Consider the following 14087-nt stretch of genomic DNA (forward strand, 5'->3'; position numbering starts at 1 on the left):
CCGCGCGTTTTTTAGTACGTGACAGCGAGTTTCGACGACTGTCTCGAAGCGGAACGCAAATAATGCACGAATATACAAAGCGTTTAACGATGGATAACGAGCACGCGGCGGACGAGGTGGAACTATGAGTCGCTGGTCCTACCTCGGGAAACGACTGGTCCTGTCGATCCCCGTGATCCTGTTCGGGATGACGGTGACGTTCATCGCGATCCGGATGGGGCCGATCGACCCCGTGTCCGCGGCGTTCGGGCAGAACCCCTCCCCCGAAGACATGCAGCGGATGCGCGAGGCGCTCGGCCTGAACCAGCCGCTCTGGCAACAATACATCGACTTCATATGGAACATGGCCCAATTCGACTTCGGCCAGTCCTGGGTGTTGCGGTCCGGTCGAGACGTCAAAACCCTGATCTGGGCCCGTGCACCGCGGACGATCTGGATGGGCTTCTGGGCGATCCTGATCCCGCTTTTCATCGGGATCCCGCTTGGCTTCTACGCCGGCATGAACCCCAACACCGGCGGCGACTACGTCGCCTCCTTCGGCGGCATCGTCTGGCGGGCGATGCCGAACTTCTGGCTGGCCGTCCTGCTGATGGTCGGCCTCTCCCGCTCCGAGGACATCCTCTTCGGGTTCGACTGGAAAACGTTCCTCGTCAACACGCCCGTCGTCATCGGGACGGGCGAGTTCCAGACAGCCCTGAACGGGCTGAAGGCGGGGCAGATAGAGCCGATTCAGTGGGCGAAAGCGACGAAACAGATACTGCCGGCCGCCGTCGTCCTCGGCTCGGCGTCGATGGGCAACGAGATGCGGATCGGGCGGACGGCGATGCTCGAGACGAAAAACTCCAACTACGTGGAGATGGCGAGGGCAAAGGGCGTCTCCGGGCGCGTGCTCGTCTGGAAGCACATGTTCCGGAACGCGCTGATCCCCCTCGTTCCGGTCATCACCGCCGAGGCAAACCTGCTGCTCGGCGGGTCCGTCCTCGTCGAGACGGTGATGGCGATAAACGGCATCGGTCAGCTGTTCTTCCGGGCGCTCACGCAGGGCGACATGCCCGTCGCCGGGGCGTTGATGTTCATCTTCATCCTGCTGCTCGTATTTATCAACATCATGCAAGACCTCCTGTACACCATCGTCGACCCACGGGTCGGCTACGAGGGTGAGTAACGATGAGTATGCACACGACCGACACCGACGACGTATCGCTTCGAGAGCGGGTCAAGGCGAACCCGCGTCCGGCGCTTCGCTGGCTGGCCGTCGCCGCCCTCCTCTTTGCGGTACAGGCTGGCGCGGTGTTCGGTGCGCTGATGGAACTCCCGCCGTGGGACGTGCTCGCCGACCGGCTGTTCGGCCTCCCGGTGGTGGCGTTGCTCGAACCCGTCGGCGCGGCGCTGGCCGGGGTGGGCGACGCGCTCGCCCAGATCCCGACGCTGCTCTCCCGGGACCTGATACCGAACCGCGGGCACCGGGTGGCCGGCGGTCCGACGTTCGACACGACGGTGGCCGGCTTCCGGATCGTCGTCTGGCAGTGGGAGGGCACCTTCCTCGGCCTGCCGGCGGCCGTCGCCTGGGCGATCCGCGTCGCCGTCATCTACCTGTACGCGTTCGTCTGGCTGGCGTGGATCTGGAAGGGCTACCTCGTCTTCCGTGAACACTACCGCTACGCCAACTGGACGCCGACCGACGACATCATCGACCGGATGCGCACCCACCGCTGGGGGCAGTTCGGCTTCGTCGTCATCACGCTGTTCGTCGTGATGGCGATGTTCGCCCCGGCGCTCGGCCCGACGACGGTCGAGGAGAACATCAAGTACCCGTACGACTACGAGACCCAGTACCTCGACAAGGACACCGGCGAGGTGAAGACGACGCTCGTCGGCAACGCCAACATCGGGTCGCGGTCCCGCGGAAGCGGGGACGAACACTTCGGGATCGGGAGCTACGACGGCTACGACCGCTTCCATCCGTTCGGGACATTACGTAACGGAAAAGATATGTTCACGTTCATGGCGTCCGGGGCGAGAGCGTCGCTGTTCATCGGCCTGGTCGCCATCGGTATCTCCTCGGCCATCGCGTTCTCGCTCGCGCTCGTGACCGCCTTCTACAAGGGGGCGGTCGACCTCGGCGCGGTGCTGGTGAGCGACTCCATACAGGCGATGCCGCGGCTGCTGGTCCTCATCGGGGCCGCAGTGGTCCTGGAGGGGACGTGGATAAGCGACATATACAACGGGGGGTTCCTCTTGGCCCTCCTGTTCGGGGCCTGGGGGTGGCCCGGGCTGTGGCGCGCGGTCCGTGGCCCGTCGCTCCAGGTCGTCGAGCGCGAGTGGATCGACGCCGCCAAGAGCTACGGGCAGGCGCCACACCGGATCATGCGCAAGCACATGGCCCCGTACGTGGTCGGCTACCTGCTCATCTACTCGTCGATGAACCTCGGCGGGATCATCATCGGCACGTCCGCGCTGTCGTTCCTCGGCCTCGGCGTCACCGCGCCGACGCCCGAGTGGGGCCGCGCGATAGACATGGGCCAGCCCTACGTCGCGACCCAGTCCTGGCACATGTCGATCATCCCGGGGGTCCTGATCGTCATCGTGGTCACCGGGTTCAACGCGCTCGGTGACGGCATCCGCGACGCGATCGACCCGCAGAGCGACACGGGCAGTGCGAGCGGCGAGAGCGCCGCCGCCGGGGGTGGCGCATGAGCCAGACCGTCCGCGAGAGCGGCCGGGACGCGTCGTACCCGCTGCTCGCGGTCGACGACCTCCAGACCGCGTTCTTCACCGACAAGGAGACGATCCGTGCCGTCGACGGCATCTCGTTCGACATCGACCGCGGCGAGACCGTCGGCATCGTCGGGGAGAGCGGGTCCGGCAAGAGCGTCACGGCCCGCTCCATCATGGGGCTGGTCGACCAGCCCGGTCGGATCCTGGAGGGAAGCAGCATCAAGTACAGCAAGGCCGAGACCGTCGAGCGGTTCGCACGGAAGTACCCGAACCGGACGGTCGAGGTCGACCGGGGCGAGGAGATCCCGGCCGACGCGGACGGGTTCATCGCGCTGGCCGACGCGGAGGGCAGCGGGAGCGACGTGACCGTCGAGTCCGGGTACGTCGACCTCGCGCGTGCGCCCGACGAGGCGGTCCACGACATCCGCGGCGGCGACATCGCGATGGTGTTCCAGGACCCGCTGTCGAGCCTCAACCCGGTGTACACGGTCGGCAACCAGATCAAGGAGTCGCTGCGGCTCCACCAGGACCTCCGCGGGCAGGAGGCCACCGAGGAGGCCGCCGAACTGCTGGAGGCGGTCGGTATCCCCGACGCCAACCGGCGGCTCAAGGAGTACCCCCACCAGTTCTCCGGCGGGATGCGCCAGCGCGCCGTGATCGCGACGGCGCTGGCCTGCGACCCCGACCTCCTGATCTGCGACGAGCCGACGACGGCGCTGGACGTGACGATCCAGGCCCAGATCCTCGACCTGCTGAAGGAACTCCAGGTCGAGCGCGACATCGGGATCATGTTCATCACGCACGACATGGGCGTGATCGCCGAGATTTCCGACCGCGTGAACGTCATGTACGCCGGCGAGGTCGTCGAGAAGGCCCCCGTCGAGGAGATGTTCGAGAACCCGCGACACCCTTACACCGAGGGGCTGTTGAACTCGATCCCCGGCCGGAACCCCGACGCGGACCGGCTGACGACGATCGAGGGGGACGTCCCGACGCCCAACGAACCGGCCGCGGACTGCCGGTTCGCGCCGCGGTGTCCGAAGGTGTTCGACGAGTGTACGAAGGTCCACCCGGAGCACGTCTCGGTCGGCCGGGACTCGGAGCACCACACCGCCGCCTGCCTGCTGTACCCCGAAGACGTGAGCAGGGCGGAGGCGGTCGACGAACACGAGCGCCTCGGCGACGACCCGGAGGTGACCACGGATGAGTAAACAAGCGTACGGCGACCAGAAGGCGGCGACGGGCGAGCAACGGTCCGACGACCCGCTCGTCGAGGTGAACGACCTGAAGACGTACTACGGCCGCGAGGGCGGGCTGTTCGACGCGAAGCCCGTCAAGGCCGTCGACGGCGTCTCCTTCTCGATCGAGCAGGGGGAGACGCTGGGCGTCGTCGGCGAGAGCGGCTGCGGGAAGACGACGCTCGGCCGCACACTGATCCAGCTCGAAACCGCGACCGCCGGCGAGGTGACGTACGCGGGCACCGACATCACGACGCTGGACGGCAAGGAGCTCAAGCAGTGGCGGCGGAACGTCCAGATGGTGTTCCAGGACCCCGACTCCAGCCTCAACAACCGGATGACGGTCGGGGAGATCATCCGCGAGCCGCTCGACGTCCACGACTGGCCGACGTTCGAGGTCGGCGTCCAGGGCGTCGACCCCGACGAGGTGACCGTCGAGGGCGATATCGTCCGCCACGTCGCGGAGGCGGAGTACGAGGACAGCGACCTCGTCGTCACGCCCGAGGCCGAGATTGTCTCCCTCCGGGAGAGCGCGGTCGTCGACAGCTCCGAGGTCACCGTCACGACGAGGGAGGGCGAGGACGGGCTCACCGTCGAGGTGACCGTCTCGAAGTCGCGCGCGCAGCTCCGGCGACGCAGGGTGCGAAACCTGCTCGAAACCGTCGGGCTCCAGGAGGAGCATTACTTCCGCTACCCCCACCAGTTCTCCGGCGGGCAGCAACAGCGCGTCGGCATCGCCCGCGCGCTGGCGCTGGAACCCGACTTCGTCGTGCTCGACGAGCCGGTGTCGGCGCTGGACGCCTCCGTGCAGGCGAAGATCCTCAACCTGCTGGAGGACCTCCAGGAGGAGTTCGGCCTCACCTACCTCTTCATCGCTCACGACCTCTCGGTCGTCCGGCACATCTGTGACCGCGTCGCCGTGATGTACCTCGGCAACATCATGGAGATAGGCGAGGCCGAGGAGCTGTTCGACGAGCCGGGGAACCCGTACACCCACTCCCTGCTGTCGGCGATCCCCGAACCGGACCCGACGAACGACAAGGACCGGATCACCCTCCGTGGGACGCCGCCGAGCCCGCGGGACCCGCCCCAGGGCTGTCCGTTCTCCACGCGGTGTCCGATGAAGATCCGACCCGAGGAGTACCGGGACCTCGACGACGAGGTGTGGACGGCCATCGAAGTGTTCCGCGAGGTGCTCCGCGAGCGCGCCCGCGCCGAGCGGACCACCGTCGAGCGGGTCAAGGAGTTCCTCGACATGGACACCCGCTTCGAGAGCATCGACGAGATCACCGACGAACTGTTCGGCGACCTCGACGTGCCCGAGTCGGTCCGGACCCACGTCAGCGAGGCCGCCTCGAAGGTCGCGGACGGCGACGAGCGGGCCGCCCAGGAGTACCTGGCCGAGCAGTTCGGCAGCGTCTGTGACGCGGAGTACCCCGAACCCCACGAGGTGAGCGCGAGCGGGCGACGGAGCCGGTGTCACCGCCACGAGCCCGAGTACACCGAGCCGGGCGACCTGGAGCAGGGACTCGGCGACTGATGAGCGCCCGCGGCTCCCCCCTCTGGCTCCGGCGTGGCGTCGACGGCGTCGTGTACGCCGTCGCGCTGGCCGCGGCCACGTTCGCGCTCGGCGTCGCCGTCTCGTTCGGGGTCGGCTACGGGCTGGTCGGGGTGAAATACTGGCTGTTTTTCGCCGGCTGGATCCTGCTCGGCTACGGGACGCTCAAGCTCCGGCCGCGGAAGGCCTGGAAGGATCCCCCTGACGAGGGGGTCGACGACCAGGGGCCGACCGAGTCGCGGTTCGAGTACGCGACCCGGAAGGCAGTTCCGGGGGGCCTCGCCGTCGCCGCCGTCGACCGCTGGTCGGCCGGCGCGCGGTTGTTCCTCGGGAGCCTGTTCGTGCTCGCGGCCTCGATGGCCCTGGAGTTCGCGTTCGGCGTCGGCGGGTAGCAACAAGTTTACCCCGGCACACGATCACGGACGAGTATGCGAGACGTAGACGACTCCGACGAGACCCCCGACGGCATCGACCATCCAGGGGATCCCGAGGAGCTGTCGGCGAGCGGCGGCATCCACAAGGACGCCTGGGCGCAGACGCTGGACGACATGCAGGCGCTCGCCGCCGAACTCGAGGAGGAGGGCTGGGACACCGTCCTGACGGTGCCGGCGCTGGACACCGCCCCGGAGCCGCCCGAGGACGGACAGGAGGGCCGCTGGGGGCTGATTCACGTCGTCCCCGACAACCACGCCGAGGCGATCCGGGACGCCGTCGAGGACGGCGAGTTCCCGCGGTTCGACGTGTTCCGCGCCGAGGCCGAGGGGCGGGTGTTCCACGTGACGCAACTGCTCGACCCGGAGTCGGGGATCGCCATTCTCGTCGCCGCGAACTTCGAGCGCCACCAGGCGAGGGGCGTGGTCAACGTGGCGACGGACGAGGACGAACTGTACACCCACCTCCAGACGCTCGACGGCACGCACCTCGGGACGTTCAGGCACGACGACTACGGGAAGTTCTTCCCGAACGCCGACCGCCTCGCCGACCTCGGCGACGAGGAGTGACGGCCGCCCCGTTCCGGGGCCGATTTCCGCGAATTTCCGCACACCGACGTTCGTAGGGTACAAGAGGGGAGGCCTCCTACCCCGCGGGTATGAACGTCGCTGACGCGATGACTCCCCGCTCGGAGGTCGTTACCGTCGAGATTCCGGGGAACCGCGACGACGCGCTGGAGTACCTGCAGGAACGGTCGTTCTCGTCCGTTCCGGTCGTGAAGACGAGCGCCGACGGCGAGGAGTTCCGCGGGCTCGTCTCCCGCGAGTCGCTCATCGAACGCCCGGACGAGGACCAGCTGGCCCTCCTGATGGACGACGAGGTGCCCACGACGACCCAGGACACCAGCCTGGAGGAAGTGAGCCGGCTGATGGTGACCGAGGGCGAGCGGCGCATCCCGGTCGTCGACGGCCACCTGGAGGGTATCGTCACGGTCACCGACGTGATCCGCGCGATGGCCGAGGAGGACGTCGACGGCGACAGCGAGGTCGGCGAACTCGCCTCCCGGGACATCAACAGCGTCTGGGCGGAGACGCCGCTGCCGGTCGCGGAGCGGGAGATATACTACGCGAACGTCCCGTACGCGGTCGTGCTCGACGACGAGGGCTCGATGACCGGCGTCATCACCGAGGTCGACATCCTGGAGGTCGCCCGGGTCGTCGAGGGCGAGGCCGGGACGGGCGACAGCATCGCCGACCAGGACGACGACTGGGCGTGGGAGGGGATCAAGGCGGTGGGCAACCGCTACCTGCCGACCCGGAACGTCGAGATCCCGTCCAGCCCCGTCCGGGAGTTCATGACGGGCGACGTGGTGACGGTCACGTCCCGGAAGACCGCGCGCGAGACCGCACAGCTGATGATCACCAACGACGTCGAGCAGATCCCGCTCGTCAGCGGCGACGACCTGGCGGGCATCGTGCGCGACGTCGACCTCCTGGAGGCGCTGTATGAGTGAGGACGTAAGCGAACGCGTCGTCGAACTCGCGAAGCGTCGGGGCTTTTTCTTTCAGTCCAGCGGCGCGTACGGCGGCGTCTCCGGCTTCTACACGTACGGGCCCCAGGGCGCGTCGCTGAAGGAGAACGTCGAGGACGCCTGGCGCGACCGCTTCGCGGTCAAGGAGGGCCACATGGAGATAGACGCCCCGACCGTGATGCCCGAGCCGGTGTTCGAGGCGTCGGGCCACCTCGACGGCTTCGACGACATGCTCGTCGAGTGCCCGGAGTGTGGCGAGAGCCACCGGGCCGACCACCTCATCGAGGACAACACCGACATCGAGGAGGCCGAGAGCGTCCCGCTCTCGGAGGTCGAGGACCTCATCGCCGAGCACGACCTGACCTGCCCGAACTGCGGGACCGAACTGGCCGGCGAGCCGGTCGAGGACTTCAACCTGATGTTCGAGACGAACATCGGGCCCGGAACCAGCCAGCCCGGCTACCTCCGCCCGGAGACCGCCCAGGGCATCTTCGTGGAGTTCCCGCGGCTGAAGGAGTACGCCCGCAACCAGCTCCCGTTCGGCGTCACGCAGGTCGGCCGGGCGTACCGCAACGAGATCAGCCCGCGCAACTCGATCATCCGCGTCCGGGAGTTCACGCAGGCCGAACTGGAACACTTCATCGACCCCGAGGAGGACGAGCCGCCCCTGGAGCGGGTCGAGGACGTCGAGGTGCGGCTGTACCCCGCCGACGAGCAGGAGGCCGACGACGGCGACTACGTCGAGACGACCGTCGGCGAGGCCGTCGACGAGGGGATCGTCGCGAGCGACTGGGTCGCCTACTACCTCGGCGTCGGCCAGCGGTGGTACGACCGCGTCGGCGTCGACATGGACCGGTTCCGGTTCCGCCAGCACCTCTCGGGCGAGCGCGCCCACTACGCCGCGGACTGCTGGGACGCCGAGGCCGAGATCGACGGCGACCGGTTCGAACTGACCGGCTTCGCCTACCGGAGCGACTACGACCTCTCGAAGCACGGCGCCCACTCCGACGAGGAGTTCACCCTGTTCAAGCAGTACGACGAGCCGAAACGCGTCGAGCGCGCGACCGTCGACCCCGACATGAGCTACCTCGGGCCGGAGTTCGGCGGTGCGGCCGGCGACGTGGCCGCGGCGCTGGAGCGAAAGGCGGAGCGCGACCGGGCGGCGTTCGACGGCGACGAGGTGACCGTCGAGGTCGACGGCGAGGAGTACGCGGTGCCGGTCGGGAAGACCGGCTTCGCCGTCGAGGAGGTCACGGAGTCGGGCGAGCACATCACGCCCCACGTCGTCGAGCCGTCCTTCGGCGTCGACCGCGTCGTCTACACGGTGGTCGCCCACGCCTACCGCGAGGACGAGGTCGACGGCGAGGAGCGTAGCTACCTCGAACTCGACCCCGAGGTCGCGCCGACGGACGTGGGCGTCTTCCCGCTGATGGACAAGGACGGGATGGACGACCGCGCCCGGGACATCGCCGCCGACCTCCGCGAGACGGGTCTCGAAGTCACGTACGACGACTCCGGCGCGATCGGGCGGCGCTACCGCCGGCAGGACGAGGTCGGCACGCCGTTTTGCGTCACCGTCGACTACGAGACGGTTGAGGCCGACGACGCGGGGACGGTGACCGTCCGCGAGCGCGACACCACCCAGCAGGTCCGCGTCCCGGTCGACGAACTCGCCGGGACGCTGACCGAACTGCGCGACGGCGACCGGACGTTCGACGAACTGGCCGCGGCCGCCGACGCCGACTGATGGCGAACGAGATCGCGCGCCGACTGGTCCACGCGAGCGGGGCGACGATCCCGGCCGCGTACGTGTTCGTCGACGCGATCACGTGGCAGTACGTCCAGTGGGTCCTGATCGCCGGCACCGTGGTGACGATCGGGCTGGAGGCGCTCCGCCTGCTGGCCGGGCTGGAGTGGATCGTGTTCGACAAGCTCACCCGGGAGTACGAGCAGGACAACCTGGCGGGCTACGCGCTGTACGTGTTCGGCGGCACGCTGGTCGGGCTGGCGTTCGACCCGCGGATCGCCGTCCCGGCGATGCTCATGCTCACGCTCGGCGACCCCGTGAGCGGCCTGCTCGGCTCCGGCGAACTGCGGACGGTGAAGCGCTGGCCGGTGCTGGTGGCGATGTTCGTCACCTGCTTCGCGCTCGCCTACCCGTTCCTGCCGCTGCGCGCGGCGGCGCTGGCGGCGGCGGCCGCGACGGTCGCCGACGGCGTCAAGCCGGTGATCGCCACCTACGTCATCGACGACAACATCACGATCCCCATCGCGGCGGCGCTGGCGGCGTTCGTCGTGCTGTAGCTACGCCCCGCTCAGCCGCTCCCAGATGTCGTCCGAGTAGGTCATCAGCGTCGTGCCGAGGACGCTCATCACCAGCACGTAGCCGACGGCCAGCGACGGGATCGTCCCCCGGAGCACCGGCGTCGCGCCGCCGGCCGCGAGCGTGGCGATCACGAGCGAGAACTCGCCGCGGGTGACCATCCCCGCACCGACCCGGAACGAGCGCCGGCCGTCGAGCCCGTACCGCCGGCCGCCGAGGTAGCCGCTGACGAGCTTCGTCGGCGTCGTCAGGACGACGAGCACAGCCACGAGGCCGGCCGTGGCGGCCATCGCAGCCAGGTCCGTCTCCAGCCCGATCCAGAAGAAAAAGACCGCGGCGAAGAGGTCGCGGACGGGCATCAGCAGATGTTCCACGTCGTCGCTGTGCTCGGTGCTTCCGACGCCCATCCCGACGAAGAAGGCCGCCACGGCCTCGCTGACGCCGATCTCCAGGGCGATCCCGCCGACGAGGACGGTGAGCGCGACCGCCCGGAGCAACTGGAGTTCCTGGGTCTCGCCGTCGACGAGGTGCTGGACGATCCCGGTGCCGTAGCGCGCGACGGCGAACAGCGCGAGCAGGAAGCCGCCAGCGACGGCGAGGTCGACGGCGACCGCCGAGGAGTCGCCGCCCCCGAGGACTGCGGCGGACATGACGGTCAGGTACACCGCGATGACCAGGTCCTCGAAGACGAGCGTCCCCAGGATCGGCTCGCTCTCGTCGTTGGCGATCCAGCCCAGGTCGATGAGCGACTTGGTGATGACGGCCGACGATGAGATGTACACGACCCCGCCGAGAAACAGCGCCTCGACGACTGACCAGCCGAGCGCGAGCCCGACGACGACGCCCACGGGGAAGTTGATCAGCAGGTCGATCGTTCCGGCGGCGGTGATCCGGTCCCGGCTGGCCAGCAGCCGATCGATGCTGAACTCCAGACCGAGGAAAAAGAGGAGAAAGACGATCCCGAGTTCCGCGAGGACGGTGACCACGTCGCCGGGAGCGACGTGCGGTGCGCCGACCTGGCCGAGCACGTCGGGTCCCACGAGAACCCCCGCGAGGACGTAGAACGGGATGACCGACTGGCCGACCCGGATCGCGACCGCACCGCCGATGGCGGCGGCGGCAAACACCGCACCGACCTCGACGAGGGGGGTCGCCGCCATCTACTCGCCGGCAACGAACGATTCGAGCTCGTCGTGCTCCGCGCGGGAGCCGACGGCGACGAGCGTGTCGTCGGGGCGGAGCGTCGTGTCCGGCGTGGGGTTGGTGATGGTCTCGCCGTCGCGCTGGATGGCGATGACGGACGCGCCGGTCTTCACACGAACGCCGGCGTCCTCCAGCGTCCGGCCCGCGACGGGCGACTGGGCGGGCACCTTCACCCACTCGATCAGCGACTCCTCGGAGAGCACCGTCTCGATGGTGTCGGTCTTGATCGGCTGGAAGTACGCGCCCTCCATGATCGTGCCGACCTGTCGGGCGAGCTTGTCGGAGAGTTCGAACAGCTTCTCGGAGTCGGCGTCCGGCTCGGGACGGATGAACAGCTCCCGCTTGCCCGTGTTGTGAATGACGACCACGAGCTGGGACCCGTCGTCGAGGTCGATCTCGTACTTCTTGCCGACCCCGGGGAGCTCGCTCTCGTAGACGGCCATACCCGTCGATCGGTCGACGAGGGGGAAAAATCCACCTCCGCGGCCCGCCGGGGAGTTCACCCCGGCCCACGGTCCCCGAACCACTTTCACCGCGCCATACGAACCCTTAACGGCGACGGCGACGTAGCCGGCCCCGATGGCCGCCACGGACGAGGAACCGGGCTACGTGGACCACCCGCTGCTTGCCCCGGAGTTCATCGAGCGCCGCCTCTACCAGATCCGACTCGCCGAGACCGCCGCGGAGGACCACACGCTGGTCTGCCTGCCGACAGGGCTGGGCAAGACCACGGTGAGCCTGCTCGTCACCGCGCGCCGGCTCGACGAGGTCGGCGGAAAGGCGCTGTTTCTCGCGCCGACGAAGCCCCTCGTCCAGCAACACGCCGACTTCTACCGCGAGGCGCTGTCGATCCCCGACGACGAGATAGTCGTGTTCACCGGCGAGGTCAGGCCCGACGACCGCGCCGCCCTCTGGGAGGACGCCCGCGTCGTCATCGCCACGCCGCAGGTCGTCGAGAACGACCTCGTCGGCAACCGCGTCTCGCTGTCGGACGTGACCCACTGCACGTTCGACGAGTGCCACCGCGCGACCGGCGACTACGCGTACAACTACATCGCCAAGCGCTACCACGCCGACGCCGCCGACCCGCTCGTCACCGGGATGAGCGCCTCGCCCGGCGGCGACGAGGAGGAGATCCTCGCGGTGTGTGAGAACCTCGGCATCCGCGAGGTGGAGGTGATGACCGAGGACGACGCCGACGTCGGCGAGTACACCCACGACACCGAGGTCGACTGGAAGCGCGTCGAACTTCCCGAGGAGGTCGAGGCGATCCGCGACGGGCTGAACGAGGTGATCGAGGACCGCCTGGAGAAACTGAAGGAACTCGGCGTCACCCGCAAGACCAGCGCCGACCTCTCCGAGCGGGACCTCCAGGAGATGCGGGGCGAACTGCAGCAGCTGATCGACAACGACCAGTCGGAGGGGTACCAGGGGATGTCCGCCCACGCGGAGATCCGCAAGCTCCGGACGGCGGTGACGTACGTCGAGACCCAGAGCGTCGAGGCCCTGCGTCGCTACTTCGAGCGCCAGCGCCAGGCCGCCCGCTCGTCGGGCGCATCGAAGGCAAGTCAGCGCCTCGTCTCGGAGCCGAAAGTGCGGGAGGCGATGCGGAAGGCCGAGAGCTACGACGGCCGCCACCCGAAGTTCTCCGAGGCCCGCATGCTGATCGCCGAGACGCTCGGCATCGAGGACGGCGAGCGCGTCATCGTGTTCACCGAGTCCCGCGACACCGCGGAGATCCTGACGGAGTTCCTGGGCGAACACTTCGACACCCGCCGGTTCGTCGGGCAGGGCGACAAGGACGGCAGCGACGGGATGACCCAGACCGAACAGCAGGAGACGCTGGACGCCTTCCGCGCCGGCGAGTTCGAGGTGCTCGTCTCCACCTCCGTCGCCGAGGAGGGGCTGGACGTGCCGGAGGTCGACCTCGTGCTGTTCTACGAGCCCGTACCGACCGCCATCCGCTCGATCCAGCGGAAGGGCCGGACCGGCCGGCAGACCGAGGGGAAGGTGTCCGTGCTCATGGCCGAGGACACCCGCGACGAGGCGTACTTCTGGATCGCCCGCCGGAAGGAGTCGGAGATGGAGGACGAACTCCGGAAGCTCAAGGGCGCGGCCGACGAGATAGAGGACGAACTCGACGACAGCCAGCAGCAGCTCGCGGACTTCGCGGAGCCGGCCGGCGGCGGGAGCGGTACCGGCGACGCGGTAAACGCCACCGCGGGCGACGGCGGGACGGCCGCGAACGGAAACGCCGACCGCCAGCCCGGGCTTCAGGACTTCGGCGACCGGGACGACGAGGCCGGGAGCGCCGACCCGGACGACGAGGAGGGCACCGTCGCGACCGCCCGCGGCGACGGCGACGACGTGGAGATAGTCGTCGACCAGCGCGAACTCGACTCGAACATCGCGCGGGACCTCTCGACGCGGGACGGGATCGAGACGCGTCTGGAGACGCTGGCGGTCGGTGACTACGTCCTCTCGGACCGGGTCGCCGTCGAGCGCAAGAGCGTCGGCGACTTCCTCGACACGCTCACCGGCGGCGACGACCGGTCGATGTTCGAACAGGTCGGCGACCTCACCCGCCACTACTCGCGGGGCGTGCTGATAGTCGAGGGCGGGGACCTGTACGGCGAGCGCAACGTCCACCCGAACGCCGTCCGCGGCGCGCTGTCCTCGCTCGCGGTCGATTTCGGCGTCAGCGTCCTCCGGACCGAGGACGAGGGAGACACCGCCGACCTGCTGGAGGTGATCGCCGGCCGCGAACAGGCCGTCGACGACCGCGAGGTGAGCGTCCACGGCGAGAAGCAGTCGAAGACGCTGGCCGAACAGCAGGAGTACGTCGTCAGTTCCATCGCCGACGTCGGTCCGGTGACCGCGCGCTCGCTCCTGGAGGAGTTCTCGACGGTCGAGGCCGTGATGACCGCGCGGGAGGACGACCTGCTGGAAGCGGACGGCGTCGGCGAGGTGACCGCCGAGCGGATCCGCGAGGTCGTCGGGGGCGAGTACACCGGGTAAGCCCGGCTTACTCGCGGGGTTAACTCGATAGGGAGTTTGTACTAAACCGGCTGGGGCGTTTCGGAC

The 14087-nt window shown here is 68.6% G+C and carries 12 protein-coding genes; 10 read left to right on the forward strand and 2 right to left on the reverse strand.

Going from position 1 to position 14087, the window contains the following annotated elements:
• Positions 1-124: 124 nt before the first annotated feature.
• The 9 genes from EYW40_RS11875 to EYW40_RS11915 all read left to right on the forward strand — a co-directional run bounded on the left by EYW40_RS11875 (position 125) and on the right by EYW40_RS11915 (position 9781).
• On the forward strand, positions 125-1165 hold the full coding sequence (locus tag EYW40_RS11875; RefSeq protein ID WP_135821813.1) for an ABC transporter permease: 1041 nt from the start codon (positions 125-127) through the stop codon (positions 1163-1165).
• 2 nt (positions 1166-1167) lie between these two features.
• The gene (locus EYW40_RS11880; protein ID WP_237560600.1) at positions 1168-2697 is read left to right on the forward strand and encodes an ABC transporter permease; all 1530 of its coding nucleotides are present in this window, start codon (positions 1168-1170) and stop codon (positions 2695-2697) included.
• Complete coding sequence (locus tag EYW40_RS11885; RefSeq protein ID WP_135821814.1) at positions 2694-3929, forward strand: ABC transporter ATP-binding protein; 1236 nt, start codon at positions 2694-2696, stop codon at positions 3927-3929. The genes EYW40_RS11880 and EYW40_RS11885 overlap by 4 nt, the downstream gene beginning before the upstream one ends.
• A complete protein-coding gene (locus tag EYW40_RS11890; protein WP_135821815.1) occupies positions 3922-5496 on the forward strand; it encodes an ABC transporter ATP-binding protein in 1575 nt (524 codons plus the stop codon). Before EYW40_RS11885 ends, EYW40_RS11890 begins: the two co-directional genes overlap by 8 nt.
• Positions 5496-5906: a DUF7555 family protein gene (locus EYW40_RS11895; protein ID WP_135821816.1), complete on the forward strand. Its 411-nt coding sequence runs from the start codon at positions 5496-5498 to the stop codon at positions 5904-5906. The genes EYW40_RS11890 and EYW40_RS11895 overlap by 1 nt, the downstream gene beginning before the upstream one ends.
• A 36-nt stretch (positions 5907-5942) precedes the next feature.
• Positions 5943-6515 carry a DUF7529 family protein gene (locus tag EYW40_RS11900; RefSeq protein ID WP_135821817.1) on the forward strand — a complete coding sequence of 191 codons (573 nt, stop codon included), beginning with the start codon at positions 5943-5945 and terminating at the stop codon, positions 6513-6515.
• A gap of 89 nt (positions 6516-6604) precedes the next feature.
• The gene (locus tag EYW40_RS11905; protein ID WP_135821818.1) at positions 6605-7459 is read left to right on the forward strand and encodes a CBS domain-containing protein; all 855 of its coding nucleotides are present in this window, start codon (positions 6605-6607) and stop codon (positions 7457-7459) included.
• Positions 7452-9224 (forward strand): glycine--tRNA ligase, encoded by a 1773-nt coding sequence (gene glyS / locus EYW40_RS11910; protein ID WP_135821819.1) that lies wholly within the window; start codon positions 7452-7454, stop codon positions 9222-9224. The genes EYW40_RS11905 and glyS overlap by 8 nt, the downstream gene beginning before the upstream one ends.
• Positions 9224-9781, forward strand: coding sequence for a diacylglycerol/polyprenol kinase family protein (locus EYW40_RS11915; protein WP_135821820.1), 558 nt, complete (start codon positions 9224-9226; stop codon positions 9779-9781). The genes glyS and EYW40_RS11915 overlap by 1 nt, the downstream gene beginning before the upstream one ends.
• Here the strand turns inward: EYW40_RS11915 and EYW40_RS11920 are convergent, their stop codons facing one another.
• Both EYW40_RS11920 and EYW40_RS11925 read right to left on the reverse strand, forming a co-directional pair.
• Positions 9782-10960, reverse strand: a complete 1179-nt coding sequence (locus EYW40_RS11920) for a cation:proton antiporter (RefSeq protein ID WP_135821821.1) — start codon at positions 10958-10960, stop codon at positions 9782-9784.
• On the reverse strand, positions 10961-11446 hold the full coding sequence (locus tag EYW40_RS11925) for a cation:proton antiporter regulatory subunit (RefSeq protein WP_135821822.1): 486 nt from the start codon (positions 11444-11446) through the stop codon (positions 10961-10963).
• Between the two features lie 136 nt (positions 11447-11582).
• On the opposite strand from EYW40_RS11925, the gene EYW40_RS11930 reads away from it, so the two are divergent.
• Positions 11583-14021 carry a DEAD/DEAH box helicase gene (locus EYW40_RS11930; RefSeq protein ID WP_135821823.1) on the forward strand — a complete coding sequence of 813 codons (2439 nt, stop codon included), beginning with the start codon at positions 11583-11585 and terminating at the stop codon, positions 14019-14021.
• Positions 14022-14087: the final 66 nt, after the last annotated feature.

The organism is Halostella litorea, from assembly GCF_004785955.1.
Classification (GTDB): Archaea; Halobacteriota; Halobacteria; order Halobacteriales; family Natronoarchaeaceae; genus Halostella; species Halostella litorea.

Bases quoted from the DNA above. Each gene is read 5' to 3' on its own strand.
- EYW40_RS11905 (WP_135821818.1), top strand. From the start codon at position 6,605: ATGAACGTCGCTGACGCGATGACTCCCCGCTCGGAGGTCGTTACCGTC.
- EYW40_RS11880 (WP_237560600.1), top strand. From the start codon at position 1,168: ATGAGTATGCACACGACCGACACCGACGACGTATCGCTTCGAGAGCGG.
- EYW40_RS11915 (WP_135821820.1), top strand. From the start codon at position 9,224: ATGGCGAACGAGATCGCGCGCCGACTGGTCCACGCGAGCGGGGCGACG.
- EYW40_RS11925 (WP_135821822.1), bottom strand. From the start codon at position 11,446: ATGGCCGTCTACGAGAGCGAGCTCCCCGGGGTCGGCAAGAAGTACGAG.
- EYW40_RS11930 (WP_135821823.1), top strand. From the start codon at position 11,583: ATGGCCGCCACGGACGAGGAACCGGGCTACGTGGACCACCCGCTGCTT.
- EYW40_RS11900 (WP_135821817.1), top strand. From the start codon at position 5,943: ATGCGAGACGTAGACGACTCCGACGAGACCCCCGACGGCATCGACCAT.
- EYW40_RS11885 (WP_135821814.1), top strand. From the start codon at position 2,694: ATGAGCCAGACCGTCCGCGAGAGCGGCCGGGACGCGTCGTACCCGCTG.
- EYW40_RS11920 (WP_135821821.1), bottom strand. From the start codon at position 10,960: ATGGCGGCGACCCCCCTCGTCGAGGTCGGTGCGGTGTTTGCCGCCGCC.
- glyS (WP_135821819.1), top strand. From the start codon at position 7,452: ATGAGTGAGGACGTAAGCGAACGCGTCGTCGAACTCGCGAAGCGTCGG.
- EYW40_RS11890 (WP_135821815.1), top strand. From the start codon at position 3,922: ATGAGTAAACAAGCGTACGGCGACCAGAAGGCGGCGACGGGCGAGCAA.
- EYW40_RS11895 (WP_135821816.1), top strand. From the start codon at position 5,496: ATGAGCGCCCGCGGCTCCCCCCTCTGGCTCCGGCGTGGCGTCGACGGC.
- EYW40_RS11875 (WP_135821813.1), top strand. From the start codon at position 125: ATGAGTCGCTGGTCCTACCTCGGGAAACGACTGGTCCTGTCGATCCCC.